At 48.5% G+C, this 22663-nt stretch carries 21 protein-coding genes and 1 other annotated feature; all 21 genes read right to left on the reverse strand.

What is annotated here, in order from left to right; translation table 11 throughout:
* Nucleotides 1-237: 237 nt before the first annotated feature.
* The 21 genes from CPZ25_RS08825 to CPZ25_RS08925 all read right to left on the reverse strand — a co-directional run bounded on the left by CPZ25_RS08825 (nt 238) and on the right by CPZ25_RS08925 (nt 22637).
* On the reverse strand, nt 238-1473 hold the full coding sequence (locus tag CPZ25_RS08825) for a peptidase U32 family protein (protein WP_096920231.1): 1236 nt from the start codon (nt 1471-1473) through the stop codon (nt 238-240).
* Nucleotides 1474-1887: 414 nt separating this feature from the next.
* The gene (locus CPZ25_RS08830; RefSeq protein WP_242867508.1) at nt 1888-2604 is read right to left on the reverse strand and encodes an O-methyltransferase; all 717 of its coding nucleotides are present in this window, start codon (nt 2602-2604) and stop codon (nt 1888-1890) included.
* Between the two features lie 15 nt (nt 2605-2619).
* Nucleotides 2620-4101, reverse strand: coding sequence for an endolytic transglycosylase MltG (mltG, locus tag CPZ25_RS08835; protein ID WP_096920232.1), 1482 nt, complete (start codon nt 4099-4101; stop codon nt 2620-2622).
* A gap of 77 nt (nt 4102-4178) precedes the next feature.
* A complete protein-coding gene (locus CPZ25_RS08840; RefSeq protein ID WP_013381998.1) occupies nt 4179-4544 on the reverse strand; it encodes a YlbF/YmcA family competence regulator in 366 nt (121 codons plus the stop codon).
* Between the two features lie 176 nt (nt 4545-4720).
* A complete protein-coding gene (locus CPZ25_RS08845; protein ID WP_058693622.1) occupies nt 4721-6466 on the reverse strand; it encodes a ribonuclease J in 1746 nt (581 codons plus the stop codon).
* A gap of 20 nt (nt 6467-6486) precedes the next feature.
* A complete protein-coding gene (gene sfsA / locus CPZ25_RS08850; protein WP_167495200.1) occupies nt 6487-7194 on the reverse strand; it encodes a DNA/RNA nuclease SfsA in 708 nt (235 codons plus the stop codon).
* Nucleotides 7195-7196: 2 nt separating this feature from the next.
* Nucleotides 7197-7496, reverse strand: a complete 300-nt coding sequence (locus CPZ25_RS08855; RefSeq protein WP_058693620.1) for a DUF1292 domain-containing protein — start codon at nt 7494-7496, stop codon at nt 7197-7199.
* Between the two features lie 56 nt (nt 7497-7552).
* On the reverse strand, nt 7553-7990 hold the full coding sequence (ruvX, locus tag CPZ25_RS08860; protein ID WP_058693619.1) for a Holliday junction resolvase RuvX: 438 nt from the start codon (nt 7988-7990) through the stop codon (nt 7553-7555).
* Between the two features lie 47 nt (nt 7991-8037).
* Nucleotides 8038-8982 (reverse strand): aldo/keto reductase, encoded by a 945-nt coding sequence (locus CPZ25_RS08865; protein ID WP_096920342.1) that lies wholly within the window; start codon nt 8980-8982, stop codon nt 8038-8040.
* Between the two features lie 124 nt (nt 8983-9106).
* Nucleotides 9107-9379: an IreB family regulatory phosphoprotein gene (locus CPZ25_RS08870; protein ID WP_096920234.1), complete on the reverse strand. Its 273-nt coding sequence runs from the start codon at nt 9377-9379 to the stop codon at nt 9107-9109.
* Between the two features lie 82 nt (nt 9380-9461).
* Nucleotides 9462-12101, reverse strand: coding sequence for an alanine--tRNA ligase (gene alaS / locus CPZ25_RS08875; RefSeq protein ID WP_058693618.1), 2640 nt, complete (start codon nt 12099-12101; stop codon nt 9462-9464).
* A gap of 79 nt (nt 12102-12180) precedes the next feature.
* Nucleotides 12181-12399, reverse strand: a binding site (T-box leader).
* Nucleotides 12400-12476: 77 nt separating this feature from the next.
* Entirely contained in the window at nt 12477-13544 is a 1068-nt protein-coding gene (locus CPZ25_RS08880) for an AI-2E family transporter (RefSeq protein WP_058693617.1), read from the reverse strand.
* Nucleotides 13525-14070, reverse strand: coding sequence for a hypothetical protein (locus CPZ25_RS08885; protein WP_058693616.1), 546 nt, complete (start codon nt 14068-14070; stop codon nt 13525-13527). Before CPZ25_RS08885 ends, CPZ25_RS08880 begins: the two co-directional genes overlap by 20 nt.
* A gap of 110 nt (nt 14071-14180) precedes the next feature.
* Nucleotides 14181-15368, reverse strand: a complete 1188-nt coding sequence (locus tag CPZ25_RS08890) for an AI-2E family transporter (protein ID WP_096920235.1) — start codon at nt 15366-15368, stop codon at nt 14181-14183.
* A 146-nt stretch (nt 15369-15514) separates the two neighbouring features.
* A complete protein-coding gene (nifU, locus tag CPZ25_RS08895; protein ID WP_207670861.1) occupies nt 15515-15892 on the reverse strand; it encodes a Fe-S cluster assembly scaffold protein NifU in 378 nt (125 codons plus the stop codon).
* A gap of 43 nt (nt 15893-15935) precedes the next feature.
* Complete coding sequence (gene nifS, locus CPZ25_RS08900; RefSeq protein WP_074617507.1) at nt 15936-17144, reverse strand: cysteine desulfurase NifS; 1209 nt, start codon at nt 17142-17144, stop codon at nt 15936-15938.
* 14 nt (nt 17145-17158) lie between these two features.
* A complete protein-coding gene (locus CPZ25_RS08905; protein WP_058693612.1) occupies nt 17159-17566 on the reverse strand; it encodes an RrF2 family transcriptional regulator in 408 nt (135 codons plus the stop codon).
* Between the two features lie 178 nt (nt 17567-17744).
* Complete coding sequence (locus tag CPZ25_RS08910; RefSeq protein ID WP_096920237.1) at nt 17745-20141, reverse strand: ABC transporter permease; 2397 nt, start codon at nt 20139-20141, stop codon at nt 17745-17747.
* A gap of 5 nt (nt 20142-20146) precedes the next feature.
* Entirely contained in the window at nt 20147-20818 is a 672-nt protein-coding gene (locus CPZ25_RS08915) for an ABC transporter ATP-binding protein (protein WP_058693610.1), read from the reverse strand.
* A 99-nt stretch (nt 20819-20917) separates the two neighbouring features.
* A complete protein-coding gene (locus CPZ25_RS08920) occupies nt 20918-21964 on the reverse strand; it encodes a sensor histidine kinase (protein WP_243129367.1) in 1047 nt (348 codons plus the stop codon).
* Nucleotides 21957-22637, reverse strand: coding sequence for a response regulator transcription factor (locus CPZ25_RS08925; protein WP_096920239.1), 681 nt, complete (start codon nt 22635-22637; stop codon nt 21957-21959). Before CPZ25_RS08925 ends, CPZ25_RS08920 begins: the two co-directional genes overlap by 8 nt.
* Nucleotides 22638-22663: the final 26 nt, after the last annotated feature.

Genomic DNA, 22663 nt, shown 5'->3' on the forward strand with positions numbered 1-22663 from the left:
TCAACATGGTAAAAAAATATGAAAAAAAAGAACGCCGCAGATTCGTTTTTCAGTCTAGCTTTTTAAGCGCTCACCTTTAGCATTGTACGCCTCTCATCCTATCTCGTGTCCTATTATAGCATAATCATAATCTCTGTCATTTCTGATTTTACATGGGACACCACCTGTTACTTTAATTAAAAAAAGACCACATACACGTATCGGTATGCGGTCTTTTAGGTCTGGTTATCTTTTAGCTTAAAGCTCTTTTTTTCGGATAATATCCATGGGCTTGACGGTCTTATCCATCTTCATGGTGTAGAGCATTTTGGGGTGGGGGGTTGATTCGAGGGCGTTGCCTTTTTCGTCCTTCATCTCGCCCACCTGCTGGACGTAGTAGCCCTCCGGCGAGCCTGCCACCATGACCTCGATGGTTTCGCCCACCGTGGTTTTGTTGCGCTGCTGGATGACGGCCTCACGGGTTTCGGGGTCGTAGGACTGTACTACACCGGCAAAGTCATAAAGTCTTGTGTAGCTGCTGGTGCCGTAATTCTGGTCATCGGCTGTGGTCTTATGCTCAAAGAAGCCGGTGGTGTAATTACGGTGGCTGACCTTGCACAGCTCCTGGAAGTATTTGGGATCGACGACGCTCTCCTCGGGATGGTCGTAATAATAATCGATGGCCTGGCGGTAGGCCTGTACCACGGTGGCCACATAGTAAAGGCTTTTCATGCGGCCCTCAATTTTGAGGCTGTCGATGCCTGCGTCCATGAGCTCTGGAATATGGTCGATAAGGCAGAGGTCCTTGGAATTAAAGATAAAGGAGCCGGTTTCGTCTTCCTCTATGCTAAAGTCCTCGTCTGGTCTTGTCTCCTCGATGAGGTGGTATTTCCATCGGCATGGGTGGGCGCAGTCGCCCTGGTTCGAGTTTCTGCCGGTCATGTAATGGCTCAGCAGGCAGCGGCCAGAATAGGAGATACACATAGCGCCGTGCACAAAGGTTTCGATCTCCATGTCGGCGGGTGTTTTTTCCACGATGGTCCGCATTTCCTCAAGGCTGAGCTCCCGGGCCAGCACGATGCGCCGGGCGCCCTGGTGATACCAGAACTCCACGGTTTTCCAGTTGGTATTGTTGGCCTGGGTACTGATGGAGACCTTGAGCTCTGGCTCGGTCTCACGCACAATGGCAAAAACGCCGGGGTCTGCCACCAGTACGGCATCTGCGCCCATGGCTTTCAGGGCATGAACATATTCTGGAAGCCCCTCCAGGTCGCGGTTGTGGGGGATCATGTTCAGGGTAACGTAGATGCGCTTGCCTCTTTCGTGGACATAACGGACAGCTTCCTCAAGCTCTTCCATTTCAAAGTTACCAGCCCCTGCCCTCAGGCCAAAGCGTTTTCCTGCACAGTAAACTGCATCGGCGCCGTAGTGCAGGGCATATCTCAATTTTTCAAAATTCCCCGCCGGGGCGAGCAATTCAGGTTTTTTTCTCAATTTATGTTCTCCTTCGTGATTTTCATCTCTATAGTATATAGCAAATTCCCATGAAATGCAAAAATAAAAAGCGCTCTGGCGAGCGCCTGATGATTGTGTTCTGAATTAGAAAATGTTATAATTATCCCACGGGACATTCGGTCCTTGTGGCACTGGCACGGTCTAATCCAGCCCCAGAAATGGGGGTGATGGGATGGATAGCAACCAATTAATACTTGTTTTAACGTTAATTGTGTTCATTCTTGAACTGATCCGAAATGGAAAAGACCGCTAGCGCCTGCAAGCCATAGCGGTCCAAACCTTTACACACAGGGGCGGGCCGTTGCCGGTGTCCCTTTTCTTCCTCTATTATATCATCCTAACTCAAAAGTTGCAATGTCTTTTCAGTATCAATAAAGCTATATTTCTTTTTCCTCAATTTTCTACTGCTTCATCCTCCGCAAAAACATCCTCATCGGTTGCATATTCACCTTTTCCATTCTCAATTGCCTTTTTAACGCTCACTGCCAATCCATCACCCAGAGGCAGCACGGTGGTCATGAGCCTGGGATCGTGGCTGATGGCGTCCAGGTATTTTCGCATCCGCTTGACGATGGTGATCTTCCTGCGGATCACCAGCTCGTTGGTGGCGATCATACCCTTGTAGAGCACGTTGTCGGAAACGATGAGACCGCCGGGCTTTAAAAGCCGCAGGCAGTCCTCAAGCAGATGGATATAGTGTCCTTTGCCGCCGTCCAGAAAAATCATGTCAAAAGTTCCTGTAAGGCTGGCCGCTGTTTCCTGGGCGTCGCCCTGGATTAAGCGAATCCGCTTTTCATAGCCCATTTTGGCAATGTTTTCTCTGGCCTGGACAATCATGCGGTCGTCCCGCTCTACGGTGGTTACATGGCCGTCTTTACCCATGGCGTGGGCAAAAACTCCGGCGGAGTAGCCCACCGCTGTCCCAATTTCCAGTATGCTTTTGACCTGGTGGGTTTGAATCAGAATTTCCAGATAATTGCGCACCTCTGGAAAAATAATGGGCACATGATTGGTCTCTGCGATGAGCCGCAGCCGCTCAAGGAAGGGTGTCTCCTCCGGAAGCAGGCCGCGGATATAATCTTCTATGTAGTCTGGTACAATGTTACTCACGGTTTGTTACGCTTTCTAGTCGCCCATATACTTCTGAACATCGGCATTGTGGCCTTCCAGCGTCTCATTAAAATAGAGCTTGCCGGAGTCCATATCGGCTACGAAGAACAGGTAATTGGTCTGAGCCGGGTTGATGGCTGCATCGATGGAACTTTTTCCCGGAGAGCAGATGGGGCCGACGGGCAGGCCTAAATTTTGATAGGTATTGTAGGGTGAATCGATTTTGGTCTGTTCCTCGGTCAGTACCGCATGCTTTTTACCCAGTGCGTAGTCCACAGTAATGTCGGACTGCAGAGGCATATTCTGGGCGATACGGTTATAGAAAACGCTGGCGGCATTGGCCTTATCTTCAGGCAGCTTGGTTTCAAGCTCTACGATAGACGCCATAATGACAATCTCATCCACGCTTTTGCCCTTTTCGGTGGTCTGCTGCATAAAGTCCTGATTATAAACCTCGGTAAAACGGTCCAGCATTTTTTTCACAACATCGGACGCAGTGCTGCCAGGCTCGATCTCGTAGGTATCTGGGAACAGGTAGCCCTCAAGGGTCCGGTTCTTATCGTCTGGAATACTGCTCAAAATCGGATACAGGGCTTTGTATTCGCCCAGCTTCTTGGTTTCGCTGATAAAGGCCGCTGAGGTACAGATATTATGTTTTTCCAGTATCTGGGCCATCTCGTTGATATTCTTGCCCTCGGACAGGAGTACTGGGATCGCGCCGCTGTAGACATCACCGTCCAGCATCTTGTTCACTATGTCCGGGACGGACATGGCATGGTTCATTTCATAATTTCCGGCCTGCATGCCGCTTGTGCCACGGCTGTGGCGTCCCGCGTAGCTCTGGAAGACCATGGTGTTTTTAATCAGGCCCTGATCGTAAAGGATCTCGCCAACGTCTTTGATGGTGGAGCCGTCTGGAATTTCGACGATCATGGTTTCTGTGCTGGTTCCTGTGGGTTCCAGCATGGCGTTGTAGAAGCTTCGTCCTGCAAAAATGGCGATAACGACAATCAGCACAACGGCCGCGATCACGATGGGCAGCTTGTACTTAAGTCCGCCTTTTTTTCTTCTCACAGGTGCTTCCATTTCCTCTGCTTCTCTTCTCCGGCGTGTTTCGGCAGGCTGCTGCTGCACCGGTCGTTTCTTTTTGGCAGTGCCCGGGCTGCCTGCCCTCTGGGCAGACTGGCCTTTTTTCTGGCCTGCAGCTCTCTGCTTCGGGGCGCCTGAGCCCGCCGGGCGGGTGGCTTCCCTGCGTTCCTGTGCTTTGCTGCCTTCTGCAGGGCGGCGTTTTACTGCTCCCTCTGCTGCCGGGCGCTGCTGTGTTTTTTTCTTTGGTGCTGTCTGGGTGCTTCCACCCGCGGGACGCTTGGCGTTTGCGCGCTTTTTATGCATCTCCACCTCGGTTGACTGGGCTGTCCACTTTTGTGTCTGACGGCCCTGTTTTTTAGGCTCCGAAGCCTCTTTCTTCGCTTCGCCCTGTGTTAATCTAATTTTCATTTACTCACCTCAATTACGGGGATTTACTCAAAAAAAGGGTACCTTGTTTTTTGGAAAGTACCCCTGGATTTATTTAGTTACTCTGCGTCTTCCTCGCCGCCAAACATGCCGCTCATGTCTAAATCAACGGCTTTGCTGATAATATCCATGATATCCTGGAAGACAATGCCAAAATACATCTGCGCCTGGAAGTATTCGGCAATAATCGGAATGCCCAGCACGGACGCTGTTAAGGAGTTGTAGGCTTCTACCTCTTCCTCTGTCAGCTCCTGGCCCATCATTTGTTTTGTCTGAAGGCCCATTTGCTTTTTCGCGTAATCCTGAGCCATTGCGTAATGTTCTTCGTCAGCCTTTAGCTTCAGCTCTGCTGCCTTAAAGTTCTGATATTCGTTTGATTCTTTAAGAGCCTGGGCCAAATTGTTGGCTTCATCATATACGTTCATTCCCTAAGTTCCTTTCTTTTCGTTTAATCAACATTATAACACATCTTAGATCAAATTGTTACTAAATTTTTACAATTATAGTGATTATTTTAGAAAAAGCTCCAGATAATGGGAAAATTTTCCCATATTCTGAAGCTTAAGATTTCTAATTTCTATTTAATTTAAAAACTGTGAATTTACACTTCCATTAAAATCGGCAGGATCATTGGCTTCCGGTTTGTCTGGCTGTACAGGTAGCGGAACAAGGACTCTCGGATCTCGTTTTTAATGGAGCTCCAATCCACCACGCCTTTTTCTTCACAGGCCAGAAGGGCTTTTTTAACCTCGTCGCGGGCTGTGTTGATCAGCTCTTCTGATTCTCGTACATAGACGAAGCCCCTGGAGATAATATCTGGTCCTGAGATGGCCTTGCCCTTGTGCATGGTAACCACCACAATAAACAGGCCGTCCTCAGACAGGCGCTTACGGTCGTTTAGTACAATGTTTCCAATGTCGCCAACGCCCAGGCCGTCGACCAGCACAGGCTCTGCCTGTACCTTGCCGGTAATCTTGCAGCTTCGGTGGTCAACCTCCACGATGGACCCGTTTTCTGCAATAAAGATATTGCGTTTGTCGGTTCCCACACCTTCCGCAAGGGCGGCGTGGTGTACGAGCATCCGGGCCTCGCCGTGAACCGGTAAGAAAAATTTTGGCTTAACCAGTGTCTGGACCAGCTTTAATTCTTCCTGGCGGGCATGGCCGGATACGTGGATGTCCGCAAATTTTTTATAGACGACCTCTGAGCCCAGATCCACAAGCTTGTTAATGACTTCTGAGACCATCTTCTCGTTCCCCGGGACCGGAGAAGCTGAGATAATAACCGTATCTTCTTTCTTAATGTTCAGAAAGCGGTGCTCGCCGTGGGCCATACGGCCAAGGGCTGCCATGGGCTCTCCCTGGCTGCCGGTGGTGATGATCACCAGCTCGCTGTCTTTATAGCTTTTCATATCCTTGATATCAATCAGGATGTTTTTAGGAATTTTCAGATAGCCCAGGTCAGAGGCGACCTCTACCATGTTTTCCATGCTCCGGCCATTGATAATGACCTTGCGTTTATAACTGGCTGCCGCGTCGATGATCTGCTGGACACGGTGCACGTTTGATGCAAAGGTGGTGATGATGATCCGGTTTTTACACCCTCTGAACAGATTGTAGAAGGTGGCGCCAACGGAGCTTTCTGAAGGCGTAAAGCCTGCTTCCTCAACGTTGGTGCTGTCGGCCATGAGCAGATCGATACCCTGGCTCCCCAGCTTGGCGATACGCTGTAAATCCATGATTTCGCCGTCGATGGGGTGATAGTCGATCTTAAAGTCCCCTGTGTGCAGGACGGTCGCTGCCGGTGTCTTGATATAAAGGGCAACGGAATCGGCAATACTGTGGTTAACCCGGATAAATTCGACTTCGAAACTACCCTTCTGCACTCTGTCGCCTGCCTTTACAATCTGACGGTCCACTTTGGTCGTCAGGCGGTGCTCAACAAGCTTTTTGTCGATGAGTCCCATGGTAAACTTGGTCGCGTAGATGGGAACCGTGATGCCGAGCTTCTTAACCAGATAGACAATCCCTCCGATGTGGTCCTCATGTCCGTGGGTGATAAAAAGCCCTTTCAGCTTATCGGCGTTTTCGACAATATAGCTGAAATCCGGCAGGACAATATCAATGCCGTACATTTCATCGTCTGGGAATTTTAAGCCGCAGTCTACGATGATCATCTCGTCCTTGTATTCGAAAACCGTCATGTTTTTTCCGATTTCACCAAGTCCCCCAATGGGAATCACTTTAAGCTTATCTTTATGCTTTGGCGGGTGGTTCCTTCTTTTGGACCGGTGGTTCTGACGATTCTGATTTCTATTTTCGTTTTTATTCTGTTGTGTTTCGATCAAAATAATCTCCTTTCATTATTTTATATCCGTCCGGCCGTGTCAAAACGGACCGGTATCTCTGAATCAATTGTAATTGTGTTTCCTCTGATGACACACCTTAGGGCGCGAACGACCAGGCCCTCTTCAACCCCCTTTTTAAGGAGCCCTGAAAAAAGCGGATCGGTGGCAATATTGGGCGTAAAAAACTGGGCGTCCTCTCTTTGTACAACGAAGAGCACGCCAGCCTCGTAGCCTTCTGTATGCGCATGCATGAGTTCTTCCAGGTGTTTACAGCCCCGTTCGGTCGGGGCGTCTGGAAACATCGCCGCAGCGCCAACCACTAGGTTAGCGCTTTTCACTTCGTACAGGCAGGGGCGTCCCTCCCGCTCAAAAGCCAGATCAAAGCGGCTTTTGCCGTAGGTTACTTCCCTTTTAAGCTGACAGACATCCGGGGCTTTTTCCATAAACTCAAAGGCAAGCGCGTTGGCCATGGTCGAGTGTATGCAGACCCATGTGCTTTTGTACCATACTGTCAGCAGCGTAAAATCCGTCTTTCTCTTTGGCGACGGATTAAAAGCCATTTGAACCCGGGCGCCGGGCACGAGAAGCTCGCGCATCCGGCCGGTATTTGCTACGTGCGCCGTAATTTCACGTGGGGCGCTGTCCGTATCGATCATAACCCGGGCAATAAATCGGTTAGGCCTGGAGATGAATTCCCCCTCAACGATGGGGAAGCTGCTCAGCTCCATTATTATTCCTGATGGTCTCCGCCGCAGCCGCAGCCGCAACCGCATTCTTCGTCATCGTCGTCTTCTTCCATCAGCTGTTCGTAGGTCTGTTCGATCAGTGCGAATTCTTCTTCGCTTTCGACTGGGTACAGGGTTTCTTCACCATTTTCATCCTCGCGGATTACGAATGGGAATACATCTTCGCTTTCTTCGTCTTCTGCTAAGAGGACATAGGTTTTGTCTTCAATGTCAAAGCTGATCACCAGCTCAAATACGCGTTCTACACCGTCTTCGTCTAATAATGTAATTTTGTTGTCTTCCATGTTTAAATACCTCGTTTTCTTTAAATTTAGTTTATATTATTATGCTTAATTCAGCTTTAATATCCTTTATTTGTGTGCTCACCGCTGTCCAGATAGACCTGTAGGATCATCTGGGCTGCCAGGGTATCGATGTACTCCTTGCGCTTTTCACGCCGCACGCCGCCTTCGATCAAAACCCGTTCGGAGGCTTTTGATGTCAGCCTTTCGTCAATATAGACAACCTCCAGATTCAGCCGTTTTTTTAAGAACTGGCAGAAATTGCGTGTCTTACGGGCCTGAGCGGTCTCATTTCCTTCCATGTCCCTGGGCAGTCCGGATACCAGGGTGGTCACGTTAAACTGCTCCACAACATCTGTAAAAAAGGCCAGATCATCGTCACGCGTTTTGCGTTTCCAGGTTCTGTAACCCTGGGCGGTTATGCCAAGCGGATCACTGACTGCGATACCAATATATTTATCCCCGACGTCAAGGCCGAGTATGCGTTTTGTTGCCATAAATTTTTCTCTTTCCAGTTTTATACCCAAAGTCAGCAGGTTCAATACTAAATAACTTTTATGCAAAAAAGCGGACAATAGGCCGCACAATAACAGCAGGTCAAACACTTTGAATGATCCACCTGTGCTTTTCCATCAATAATTGTGAGCGCTTTCTGGCTGCAATGGGCGGCGCATTCGCCGCAGCCCTCGCACCAATCGCTGATATGCAGGCTTTTTTTCGCGCCTGCCACGCGTTTTGCAAGCTCTGCCTCGATGGGCTCTCCGTTTATCTTGGCCGCATTGTAACGCACCTCGTCAACGGACTGCATGCCAAAGGCGATGGCGTCCAGGGTTTCCAGACCCAGGATATAATCGAAGCAGGCCTCCTTGCTGGCCAGCAGGTTACCGCCGCCCAGTGGCTTCATGCCAAAAACGCCCTTTCCGGCCTGTTTAGCCTTCAGAATCGCGGCTTCCATATCCTCACGGCTTCCGTCCTCGATGCCAATACCCGTTAGGTTAATGAGGGGAAAAACGACTTCGATCTCGTTAAAATCCACTGCATCGCGAACGCCCTCAACCCGGTGGGTCGAGATGCCAAAGGCGCGTATCACGCCCTTCTCTTTCATTTTCAGAAGATACTCAATGGCTTCCCAGTGTCCCTCAAAGGTCAGTCGGCTCTCCTGCTCATGCAGCATATAAATATCAACATAGTCCCGTCCCAGCTCACGTAAAGCTCTGTCCAGGCTTTTGGCTACACCCTCGGCCGAGTAATCATAGGATTTGGTACAGATGACCAGATCCTTTTTAATCTCCAATGCCTGCCTGAGGTAAGGGTAGCAGTTATACAGGTCGGCCGTATCAAAAAAATTGATTCCGGCCTCCAGAGCCGCTTCGATGATCGGGCGGCTTTCTTCCAATGTTTTGTTTTTCTGCAGCGGGCCAATGGTCAGGCTTCCAAAGCAGAGCCTTGAAACCTCGATCCCCGTCTGTCCCAGTTTGCGATATTCCATCATTCGTCGTTTCCTGTTTATTTCTATTGGAAAAAAGACCCACGGCTCCCCTTTACAATAGAAATAAAAAGTCTTAGGCAAACTGTCAAAATTCGCCTAAGACCTGTGTTCATCTATAAGCTCGTTATTCTTGAATACTGCTCAAATAGCGTTTTACCAGCTCTTCAAGAAGTTCATCGCGTTCGATTTTCTGGATTAAGTTACGGGCGTCATTATGGCTCGTGATATAAGTCGGATCGCCAGACATAACATAACCAACGATTTGATTAACGGGATTATATCCTTTTTCGATCAGTGCCTTGTTGACTTCCTGCATGACGTCATCAATTGTTTTGGCTTTATCGTTGTTCACGTCAAACAAGATGGTCCCTCGATCAAATACTGTATTGCTATCCATTTTGCCATTCCTCCTCTTTACTGGTCTACGCCTATTTTAACGCAATAACCTTCAAAAGACAAGCTTTTTTTCTTTAAAACCCTTAGTCAAGCTGATTCTTGATGATTTCTTTAGCTTTTTCTAAGGCTTCGCCCAGTTTTTCGGGCTTTTTGCCACCAGCCTGAGCCATATCCGGGCGTCCGCCGCCGCCGCCGCCTGCAATCTGCGCTACTTCCTTAATAAGCTTGCCGGCGTGGAAACCCTTATCGAGAATATCCTTGGTGGCTGTAGCGATAAAGTTTACCTTTTCCTTACCCTTGGTGCCGAGCAGCACAATACCGGAGCCCATTCGGTCCTTAAGCATGTCGCTGATGTTGCGGAGCTCTTCCATATCCACTCCTTCAACCTCTGCGATGGTGGTCTGTACGCCGTCGATCACGGTCACCTTCTGATGGATATCCATCACCATATTGCCGGCAAATTTATGCTTGAGCTCGTTGATGATTTTTTCTTTATGCTTGCTCTGTTCAGACAGCTCGGTAACCTTTTCCAGAAGATGGTCTGGGTTGGTCTTTAAGGCTTCCGCGGTTTCGAGCAGGGTGTCATCCATCTGCTCAACATGATAAACGGCGTTCATGCCTGTGGCCGCTTCGATACGGCGGATGCCGGCTGCGACGCCGGTTTCGCTCAGGATTTTAAACATCCCGACCTGGGCGGAGTTCGTGATATGGCAGCCGCCGCAGAGCTCAATGCTGAAATCTCCAACCTTGACAACGCGGACAACCTCGCCGTATTTTTCACCGAAAAGAGCCATCGCGCCCATAGAGCGGGCGTCGTCGATGCTGGTTTCAAAAATGGCGACATCCATGGCTTCCAGAATCGCCTTGTTGACAATTTCCTCTACCTGACGTTTTTCTTCGTGAGTCATTGGCTGGAAATGGTTAAAGTCAAAACGGAGGCGTTCTGGCGATACAAAGGAGCCTGCCTGTTCAACATGGTCGCCCAGCACCTGCTTCAGCGCTTTCTGGAGCAAATGGGTCGAGGTATGGTTTCTCTGGGTAGCGGCGCGCAGCTCACGGTTGACCTTTGTCGTAACCTCTTCGCCCATTTTAAAGGTTCCAGAAACCACCTTGCCATAATGGATATGGCGGCTCAGGCTGCCCTTTTTACAGTCGGTTACTTCGATCACGCTGTCGCCGGATACGATCTGGCCTTTATCGCCAACCTGTCCGCCGCTTTCAGCGTAGAAGGAGGTTTTGTCAAGCAGCACCAGAACATCCTCACCGGCGTGTACTTCGCTCACCAGCTCTTCACCTGCGATCAGGCCAATGATTTTTCCGGTTGCTTCCAGATTGTCATAGCCTACGAATTCAACCAGTGCGTCTGGTCCCAGCGGGTTAAAGGGATCGTCTGCCCAGACAGCCAGGTCGCTTTCGGCACGGGCCTTGCGCGCGCGCTCACGCTGCTCCTGCATGGCTTCTTCAAATTCACTGGCGATCAGGGTCAGGCCGCGTTCCTCTACAATTTCCTTAGTCAGGTCATAGGGGAAGCCGTAGGTGTCGTATAATTTAAAGGCGCCTTGTCCGGGGAATACCTTTTCTTCCTGTGCGATCAGGCTGTCCAGCTCTTTTTCGAGCAGGCTCAGACCCTGGTCGATGGTTTCTTTAAAGCGTTCTTCCTCAATTTTTATGAGCTTCTGAATGTAATCCTGCTTTTCAGCCAGCTCCGGATAAGCGCCAGACGAAACGCGAACCACTTCCTTGGCCACATCATAAAGGAAAAGCTCCTGCATGCCAAGCAGCTTGCCGTGGCGGGCGGCACGTCTCAGGAGACGTCTCAGAACATAGCCACGGCCTTCGTTACCCGGCATAACGCCGTCAGCGATCATAAAGGTAACGCTGCGGACATGGTCGGTAATAACGCGGATGGAAACATCGTCCTGTGTGTTTTCGCCGTATTTTACACCGGCCTTTTTACAGATATAGTTTAAAATATGGCCGATGGTATCAATCTCGAAAATATTGTCAACACCCTGCATAATGGTGGCCAGACGTTCCAGGCCCATGCCGGTATCGATATTTGGGTTGGCCAGCGGGTTGTAGTTGCCTTCCTCGTCCTTGTCAAACTGGGTGAATACCAGGTTCCAGAACTCAACATAACGGTCGCACTCGCAGCCCGGAGCGCAGTCTGGGCTGCCGCAGCCATATTCTTCTCCGCGGTCATAGTAAAGCTCGGAGCAGGGGCCGCATGGTCCCAGTCCATGTTCCCAGAAATTGTCTTCTTTTCCGAGACGGACGATCCGTTCTTCCGGCACGCCGATTTCGTCATGCCAGATATCATGGGCTTCGTCATCGTCTAAATAGATGGAGACATAGATTTTTTCCGGGTCCATTTCCATGACCTCGGTACAGAATTCCCATGCCCATGGAATGGCTTCATTTTTAAAGTAATCTCCAAAGGAAAAGTTGCCGAGCATTTCAAAGAAGGTACCGTGGCGGGCGGTTTTTCCCACATTTTCAATGTCTGGGGTACGGATACACTTCTGGCAGGTGGTTACCCGTTTTCTCGGCGGAATCTCATCGCCTGTAAAATAAGGCTTCATCGGAGCCATCCCGGAGTTGATCAAAAGCAGACTCTTGTCATTGATCGGCACCAGTGGAAAGCTCTTTAATCTTAAATGTCCTTTGCTCTCAAAGAACGCTAAAAACTTTTCACGAATTTCGTTTAAACCTAAAGGTTGCATGTTTTCGTTCTCCCTTTTATGAATTTGTTTTTGTTTATACTTGATGCTTTGAGTAAAAAAATAAAACTCCGCCCCTGCAAACAGGGACGAAGTTGATTTCCGCGGTACCACCCAAATTAGCAAAGCGGCGCTTTGCTCACTCAAACAAATAACGGTCTGTCAGCCGTCGGTTCTTACACTCTCCTGATTTCAGAACCGCTGCTCAAATGGGGCGGCCTTATCACTTCCATGGAAACTCACACCAACCGTTCCCTCTCTGAATGGTCTGTCATAAGGTTGTCATTCTCATTGCATTCATATTTACTTAACATTCAAATTATATGTAATGTTTTCGCTTTTGTCAAGCCTTATTCTGAATTGCCTGTCAATATCCTTTTACCTGAGCATTTCACCCTTGGAGGATGCAAAACCGGCGATCAAATACTTCATGACAACCTTGACCGTTCCCATGATCGGTACTGCCAGAATCATACCCAGACCGCCAAACATGGCGCCAAAGAAAAAGATAGAAAAAATAATGACAACCGGGTGCAGCCCAACGTTGCCGGACATGAGCGCTGGCGCCAGCAGATTGCCGCACACCACCTGGACAACGGCCATCCAAATCAGGATATAGACCATCTGTATCGGGCTTGACAGAAGCGCCATAACGCAGATCACCACCATTCCCACCGCCGGACCAAAATAAGGGATCATGGTCGTAACCCCCGCAATCACACCGATGACCGGCGCGTAGGGCAGCCCCATAAAGTAAGCGCCCACACCTGTCAGAATCCCGGCGATAATGGACATGAGCCCCTGTCCACGGATAAAGCCGCCGATCACCATATCGATGTCATAAAACATTTTCTTTACCTGATTTCTGGCGTCAATGGGCACCAGATACATGAGGGACTGGGTGAACACCTCCTTGTCCAGCAGGAGGAAAATGGTCACCAGTGGAACGATAACGATGTTCATCAGCTGGCCGCTGTTGGCGATAAGGGCATTGGATAAGCCCTGCAGCATACTGCCGAACATGCCAGCCACCTGAGACAGACTTTGTTCAAGATTAAAGTATTTCGACATATCTGAAGCGTTGTATTTCTGAATAAATTCAGATATCTGCCCGCTGTAATTCTGCAAATTCTGGAGCATTGACGGAATGTTTGTCACCATCTGGGCAATGTTGCTGATCAGGCTGGGCACAAAGCTCATAAAAACGCCGAACAAAATCAAAAGGACAATGACGCAGACAAAAAGAACGGACAACCCCCGACCAAAGCCCCGGCGTTCAAAGATCCTGACCAACGGGTTTAGGAGGTAGGCCAAAATAATGGCCATAAAAAATGGCATGAACATTCCCGAAAAGGTAGGCCATAAAAATACCGCAAAAAGGATGCAGATCAAAACCACAATGGTGTTGACCATCAAAATTCGTTTTTTATCCGGTGATATTTTCATGATGTTCCTCCCCCAAAACCTTTTCCAGAATACCGCCCTCCCGGTGCGTCCGGTCCATTTCCAGCATATCTCTGTCGTAATTCAGGCTTTTATCATGGTATGTCATATGTTCTGCGGCCACAAGGCTGTAGCCGTAGTCCAGATCGTCAAAAAAGCTGCGTGACAAATCATATTCCTGAACCTTAAAATCCTTGGAGACCGTCGCATCTGCGACTTTGGCAAAGCGCTTGCCATCCACATCCTTTACCGGTGTGTTCACGATCGAATAGCTGTCCGCAAGCCGCGCCTTCATTTCTTTTGCGGAGAGCTTGGTGATGCCCTTGTCCCCGCCCAGTGTTACATGGTCATAGTCCACTTCGATGATATCTGAAGGAAAAATAATCTGTGCTTTGCTGAACAGGCCGCCCTCCGAGAGAACCAGGCAGTCAATTTTGTGGTCCCGAACTCTTATGTCGCGCACAAGCCCCCGAAGCCGTGTGTCATTTTCAAGAAACACCTGGGTGTTTAATAAATTACTGGCTTTCATTTTTTCACCTTTCTATATAAACTTTATTGCTTCTGTCGCTGGCTTTATTATAGCACATCCGCAAGCGCATTGTCTTGAGAGAATGCTCAAGAATTCTTCAAATCCAAAGGTCACTCTTCTTTCTTTAAAAGCTTTCGAGGGGCTATGTCCCTCTGGCTCAGACGATGGTTGACTGTCTGGCCGGTCAATGTATAGAGTACTGAGAAGAGCGGGATCATCACAATGATGCCCAGAATCCCAAAAGCTCCTCCGCCAATGGTGACCGCGGCCAGAATCCAAAGCGGGGACAAGCCAATGGAGCTGCCCACAACATGGGGGTAGATCAGGTTGCCCTCGACATGCTGTACGATGAAGCAGGCAATCACAAAAATCAACGCCTTGACCGGGCTCAGGGTCAAGATGAGAAACGCCCCCAGACAGCAGGCCACAATGGCGCCAAAGACAGGGATCAGCGAAAACAGACCGATCAGCACTGCAATGGTCAGGGCATATGGCATCTGCAAAAGCGATAATACAATGGTATAAATGACTGTTAAAATCAGGGCTTCAATGCACTGTCCTGAAACAAAATGACTGAAGGTTTTCTGGGTAAGGCTGGCAATTTCCAAAATCCGGTCAACGCGCCTTTCCGGCAGATAGGCGTACAGAAGCTTTCTGGTTTGAAGCCCCAGCCTTTCTTTCTGGAACAAAAGGTAAACCGCCACCACCAGGCCGATCACCGTATGAAAAACACCGCCTGCTACCGAGGCTGCCACGTTCAGCGTTGTGTTTAAAAATCCCGCAGCGCCGCCCCTGAAAAAGGAAAACAGGTTTTTGCTGAGCATGTCCCAGTTCAGACTTTCAAGCCCACCGGTATCCAGCTTCTGTATAAAAGCAGAAATCTCTGAATGCTCGCCGAGAATGCGGACCGCCCAGCTCTGAAAGCTTGCAAGAACCGATGGAAAGCTCTTTGCAAAGAGTAATACAGCGTTTACCAGCTCCGGCAGCACGAGAAAGATAACCAGAGCCACAATACCAAGAAGAATTAAAAATGCCATCAGGATACTCAGAGGTCGCCGCAGCTTTTGGACACGCTTTCCCTTTAGGCGCTTTTTTGTAAACAGACGCCTTTCCATGAGGCTCATGGGTATATTTAAGACAAAGGCAATGCCAGCGCCGATGATAAAGGGGGAAACTAATCCCAGAAGCCCGAGAAACGCCCCCCACACTGCGTCGATATTCTTAAGTCCCGCCCATAAAATCAGCGCCAGAATAATGAGCCCGATTAAGGTCCGTTTTGTTTTTTGGTTCATCTCCATTACCATTCCCTCTTTCTTTTGCTGAGTCTTGCACCATCACGAGTTGCTTATTTTTTAATACCCTTTTTTAATGTCCTGTCAACAAAAGGATTTCTCATAAATAAAAAAACGCCTTTCATGATTGAAAAGCGTTTTGGATCATAGGCTTATGCGCTGTGCTTTGATTTATAATCTTCGATAGCGGCCTGAATGGCTTCAGCCGCTAAAACAGAGCAGTGGATTTTTTCAGTCGGAAGTCCGCCAAGGGCTTCCACTACTTCTGAGTTTTTCAGGGCAGCGGCTTCTTCAATGGTTTTACCCTTGATCATTTCTGTGGCCATACTGCTGGTCGCAATGGCGGCGCCGCAGCCAAAGGTCTTAAAGCTGGCGTCCTCAACAATGCCGTCATCGTTTATTTTTAAATACATTTTCATAATATCGCCACAGGCAGGGCTGCCTACCTGGCCGATTCCGTTTGCGTCTTCCATTTCCCCGACATTTTTAGGGTTTTGGAAGTTTTCCATTACTTTATCTGTATATTCCATCATGATTTTATTCTCCTTATCTATCTGTTATTTTTCATCATTCTCAGTGATGATGGTGGTGGTCATGGTCATAAACGGCGTCATCAATCGGACTGTTGGCGTCAATGGGTGACATTTTTCTCAGCCGTTCAATAATATCGACAAGATTGTCGACGACGTAATGAATATCCTCCATAGTGGTGTGCTTGCCAATTGTCAGTCTCAGGGAGCCATGGGCAATCCCAGCCGGCAGTCCAATGGCCAGCAGTACGTGCGACGGGTCCAGAGAGCCTGAGGTACAGGCCGATCCGCTTGAGCCCGCAACGCCAATCAGGTCAAGACTTAAGAGAATGGATTCCCCTTCAATATAGTCAAAGCAGAAATTGGCATTCCCCGGAAGACGCTTGGTCGGATGCCCATTTAAACGCACCTGAGGAATTTTCTCCATTACACCCTTGATCAGAGCGTCTCTGAGCTCCTGTAGATGGGCTGTATTGGCTTCAAGGTCATTGGCTGCCATTTCCGCAGCCTTGCCAAATCCGACGATGGATGCAGTGTTTTCTGTACCGGCGCGGCGCCTTCTTTCCTGTGCGCCACCGTGGATCAGATTGTCGATCGGTACACCCTTTCGGATATATAAAGCGCCGATTCCCTTCGGTCCATAGATTTTATGACTGGAGAGGGATAACAAGTCCACATTCAAATCTTTTACGTCAATGGGAACATTGCCGAAGGCCTGCACTGCGTCGGTATGGAAGATGATCCCCTTAGCCTTAACAATTTCTCCAATTTCTTTAATGGGTTCAATGGTGCCGATCTCGTTGTTGGCAAACATGATTGAAACCAGAATGGTTTCATCCTTGATGGCGTTCTTGAGATCGTCCAGTGAAATAAGTCCGTCCGCATCAACCGGAAGGTAGGTGACCTCAAAGCCTTCCTTTTCAAGGTATTCACAGGTGTGAAGCACTGCGTGGTGCTCGATTTCTGTGGTGATGATGTGGTTTCCCTTTTTTCTGTTTTTTAAAGCCACACCCTTGATGGCCCAGTTGTCCGATTCGGAGCCGCCGGCTGTAAAGTAAATTTCTTTCGGGTCTGCGTTAATGGCCTGGGCAAGCTGTAATCTGGCAGCTTCCACGCCGCGCTTGGCTTCCCGGCCCTCTTTATAAATAGAGGATGGGTTTCCGTATTTTTCTGTAAAATATGGCAGCATTTCTGCCAAAACCGCTTCGTCAACGGCTGTTGTCGCCGCGTTATCTAAATAGATTCTTTTCATAAAAAGCCTCTCTTTCAATTATCCATTAAGTCTTGTAAAGACCGGTTATCAATGATGTTATTAATGCTGTCTCTGATTTCCATCCAGAGTCCTCTGGTGACACATTCTCCCGACTTCTGGCAGACATAGCCCTCAGGGCCGCCGACGCAGTCGGCCAGCTCAATAGGGCCTTCCAGCGCGCGGATAATCTCACCAACACTGATGTCCTTGGGCTCTCTTGAAAGAATGTACCCACCCTTCGCGCCTCTTAAACTGACGATCAGTCCCGCCTTTTTAAGGGTCGAAAAAAGCTGTTCCATATAGGAGTCTGAAAAATTCTGTTTTTCTGCTATCTCTTTTATTGATACTGGCCCATTGCCATACCGGCACGCCAGCTCATACATAGCCAGTACACCGTACCGGCCCTTTGTGGAGAGTCTCACTGTGGCACCTCCTTTTTAATTCCCAGTATTCCACCTGGAATTTAATAGTATTATAGCACAGTTCCGCATTAATGCAAGATAAAATTTTGTTCTTTGGCATTTTTTCAGGAAAAATTATTATTTTTCTCCAAAATAAAAACATCTGGATATAAAACTGCTATCCAGATGTTTCAATTATTTATTCTGCTTCTCTCAATCGTTCCACCAGCGTTTCCTTTTCAAAGCTGCGGAGTGCAATTTTTGAGATAAGGTATGGTACCAGAAGCAGGATTACCGCGTAGGCCAGCACATAGAAAACCGGAAACTGGTAAATCATATAGTGGACTCCAAGCTTTCCAAAGGCCCAGCAGATCATATAGCCTGCTGCGGTGCCGAGCGTCAGAGTGATAAGCAGATTTCCCGCGGCCAGAAGCATCCCCTCGCCGAGCACCATCTGGCGGATCTGCCTGCGGCTCATGCCAATGGATTCCAGCATGGCCAGCTCCTGCTTTTTAGACAGGATGTTGGTAATCAATGTATTGACAAGATTGATCATACTGAATGCGATGATAAACAACGCCAGCCCCAGCGCAGTAGCTGAGAGGGTCGCAATGCTTCCCGCATCCTGTTCTCTCTGTTCCTGAAGCGTTGACAGAGCAAGGTTTGGATTGCTGTCTACCAAAGCCCGCAGCGGCTGCTCAACCGCAAATTCCATAGAAGGCTCTGTCGAAACAATAAAATCCTTATCAAGATTAAAGGGCACGATGGACTGGAGGACCTCCTGAGGCATCATAAACCATCCACTGATGGGCTTCGGATAGTCTGTGCTGATCATACCTGCTATTTTTACCTCTTTGGGTACCACGGTATCGCCATTGTAAAAATAGAGGGTTAACGTATCGCCAACCTCAAAACGCCAGCCATAAATTTCCTGCACCACCGAGTTGGCCTGAAGAAGGATGGTGTCGCCTTTCAGCATTGCGTCGTAATCCAGGTTCCCATCCTCCAGGTATTTTTCAAGCTCCTGAGCCTGCTCTCTGGTAAACGGGGAGATGTTATCCTCAACATGGACAAGATCTTCTTTAGGATAATCAAATTCAACAGAGGTCGCTTGGTTACTGCGGATACCGTCCACCCCAGGGATGGACAAAATCTGGCTTTCAAGCGTGTCGGTGAAAGGGGAATTCTTCTGAAGTCCTGCTATACCGTACTCTGAGAGCTCCATAGCGTTTCCTGAAAAAGAAACGATGTATTCCGAATCTGCAAAATCGCCCTGACGTGAATACATTTCTTTATCAAAGGAATTGACAAAGGTCGCTGCCGCCATAAATAGAACGCCGCCGATCCCCAACGAGAGAACTGTCATAAAAACTTTTTTCCGGTTTCTGGCTGAGTTCATGGCTGCGAGATGCAGCGGGCTGATTCTCCGGTGTACCTTTTTGGTTTTCTTTTTCCTGCCGCCGGAGTAAGCCGAATATTTCGAAGCCTCAATGGGCGAAATTGACGCCGCGATTGAGGCAGGCTTCCGAACGGAGATCAAAACAGTGATCAGGTCAATCACGAGCACCAGCAGCGCTACCAGCAGTGTATTTAAAAGGCTCCATCCGTCAGGCTTCAGAAAATAGGCGATAACGCTGCCGATAATAACCCCCACCGGAGCCGATACGGCAAAGAGATAGACGCCTTCGCGGGTAACCAGCCGCCGCACCTGTTTTTTGGTCGTGCCAATGGTCCTCAGCTGTCCATACTGGCGTATCCTGCCAACCACCGAGATATAGAAAACGCCATAGATAACCAGAACACTGGCGAGCAGTACAACAACTCCCACACACGCAGCCAAAGCGATTTCCGGAGTATCTGCTGTCAGGGTGTCCAGAAAATGATCGTTTGGATTCATGTCCTCCCGCGGTATTCCCGCATCACCGCCGACTGAATAAATCGCCGCTTTACAGGTTTCCTTGCCCATCTTCTCTGCCCCTGAAAGCCGGACATAGGCCTCGTAGGGAATGTTTTTCATCTGAGGGCCATTTTCGGCGTAGGCCTTTGAAAAGACCAGCGTATACTGCTTGCTTCCCATTGTTCCCTCAATAAAGCCGCTGACCTTGAAGCTTTCAGTTGCTCCGTTCAGGAAAGTTACGGTAAATTCTGTTCCAAGCTCTGCCGGCTTGCCGATCTGTTCCAGGTATTCTCGTGAAACCAACACCTCATTTTCCTGTACTGGCAGCTTTCCGTCCAGCAGGTCCATTGTTTTAATATCCATGGAATTGCCATCCACATAGACAGGCACCAGCGTATAATTGTCGATTTCTACCGCCTGTCCCCTTTTTCCGAGCGTCAGGTAGGAAACTCGTGAATCCTGTGTCAGGCGATGCAGTTTGTCATCTGTCAGGTTATAGTAAATCGCATGCTGCGCTCTGGCCATGGCACGTTTATCCGCTTCTTTCATCTCGACGGTAAACAGGCTCATAACCATCAGGAGGCTTACAGATAAAATAATGGTGACAGCAATAAAGGCATTGCGCATTTTGCTCGTTTTAATGCTGTCTCTGGCAAGCTTTCCGATAACTTTTCCATTATTATTTTTTTCGTAATTCATTGCCGTTACCTGCCGTTTACGATCTTGCCGTCCTCAATACGGATAACCTCATCCGCCAGCTGGGCAATTTCTTCATTGTGCGTAATCATGACAATGGTCTGGTTAAAACGAGCACTGGTTGCCTTTAAGAGGCTCAGTACATCCTGGCTGGTCCGGCTGTCCAGGTTTCCTGTCGGCTCATCTGCCAGAATAATCGCCGGCTTTGTCGCCAGTGCTCTGGCGATGGCGACACGCTGCTGCTGTCCGCCTGACAGGTTTCCCGGCAGGCTTGTCAGCTTTTCCTTAAGCCCAAGCATTTTGACAATACCGCCCACAAAGCGTTTATCTGCTGTATTACCGTCCAGTTCAATGGGCAGTACAATATTTTCGTATACATTAAGGATAGGCACCAGGTTGTAGTTTTGGAAAATGAAGCCGATCTGGCGTCTTCTGAAGATGGTCAGCTGCTCGTCGTTCATGTCAGACAGCTCCTTGCCGCCTATCTTTACACTGCCAGAGGTCGGCTTATCCAGCCCTCCTAACATATGCAGAAGGGTTGATTTTCCACTTCCGGAGGTTCCCACAATGGCTGTAAATTTTCCTTGTTCAACCGATAAGGACACACCATCCAGTGCCTTTACCATACTCTCGCCGCTGCCGTAATGCTTTTTCAAATCCGTTGTTTTTAAGATCTCCATTTTCTGTCTCCTTTATTTGCTGACTTAATCTTATCACCTGAATGTTTCAAAAAGCTCTCGATTTGAAAAAAGAATGTTACAGTTTTGAGAGATTGCTCATCAACCGGCCTGATTCGGCAGAAATACTGAAAAAACAGAGCCTTCACCTTCCCGTGAGGCTACTTTAATGTAGCCCTGCTCTTTCCCGATAATCTCGCGCGCCAGATAAAGCCCCACGCCGATGCCAGGGGTACTGTGAACCTTGGATTCTCTGTAAAACCGTTTAAAAATATCATTGATATGTGTCTCAGAAACGCCGATCCCTGTATCCGCAATTTCTATTTTTGTGTACATCTCCCACTGTTCTGCTGAAACAGATACCTTTCCACCCTCCGGGGTGTATTTAACCGCGTTTTCCAACAGATTAAAAAGCGCTTCGGCCGTCCATTTTGTATCGTGATAAAGCTCAAGCGTCTCGTCACACACCACGTTTACGGTGATCCCCTTTTTTTCTGCCGGCATAGTAATACCGCTGATTGCCTGGGCAAGAGTAGGATAAAAGACCTGACGCTCAGCCTTTAATACGATCTGTCCGTTTTCCAACCGTGATATTTTTGTCAGCACCTGGATCAGAAAGTCAAGCTTTTCCACCTGATTTTGAAGCCCATCCAGAAAGAAAAGCCTTTTTTCCTCTGGAACCTGAGGATTCGTTACGGTATCCGCGTACATTTTTATATTGGCAATAGGCGTCTTAAGCTGGTGTGATATGTCTGAAATAATCCTCTGAACCGCCTGCTTTTGTTCGCTGCTCTCTTGGGTGGCGGCATTGGTAATATCATATAACTGATTCAGCTTCATCTGCACTTTTGAAGACAGAGTTTCCTCCTCCAGGTTAAAGGACTGTATCCCTTCGTTCTGGATCAAGCTGTCCAGACTTGAGCAGAGCTCATCCGCAAAGGAAACAAAGCGCCGTCTGCAAATCAGCTGAAAAACATAGAAAATCCCCCAAAAAGCCACTGCAAAAATTACCGCGGCCGCACGAAGCATCATGCCCGTATCACGATCGGTCAGGGCAAAGACCAGCACCGCGAAGGCCGCAGTCAAAATACTCATAACAGCAATACTGATCCACTCCTGCAGCACAGTGGATACTTGTCTTTTACGCATCCCCTTCACCGGTCCATTCATAGCCCATCCCATAGATTGTTTTAATATAGGCAAAGGTATCGTCTGATATTTTTGAACGCAGGCGGCTGACATTGATCGTAAGGGTATGCTCATCAACAAAATTTCCCTCGTTGTCCCACAGACTTTCCAAAAGCATTTTCCGGGTCAGCACCCTGCCGGGATTTTTACAGAAAATCTGCAGAAGCTTAAACTCTGTCGGCGTCAGCACCAGTGGCTCTCCGTTTTTGCTGGCCGCCCGTTTCTCAAAATCAATCTCAAGGTTTCCACAGATAAACAGCTCTTTTCTGCTGACTTCACTTCTTCTGAGAACCGCGTTGATGCGTTTAATCACGATCTTTATATTAAAGGGCTTGGTAATATAATCGTCTGCTCCCAGCTCGAAGCCTTTCAAAATATCATCGTCCAAGTCACAGGCTGTTAGAAAAACCAATGGAGTTCTGTCCTGGAGCCGCAGCTTTTTCGCCAGACCAAAGCCATCGCCATCCGGAAGATTCACATCCAAAATCACCATATCCCAGTGGTCTTTCTCAATCCTTTTTCCAGCGTCTTCAAAACGCTGTACCAAAGTGGTTTTGAAGCCCTCAAGCTCCAGATTATAGCAAAGACCTGCGCCCAGCATTTCATCGTCTTCCACTACAAGAATACTCTTCATTTTATGCTCCTCTCTGGCATATTGTC

The sequence above is a fragment of the Eubacterium maltosivorans genome (assembly GCF_002441855.2).
Classification (GTDB): Bacteria; Bacillota; Clostridia; order Eubacteriales; family Eubacteriaceae; genus Eubacterium; species Eubacterium maltosivorans.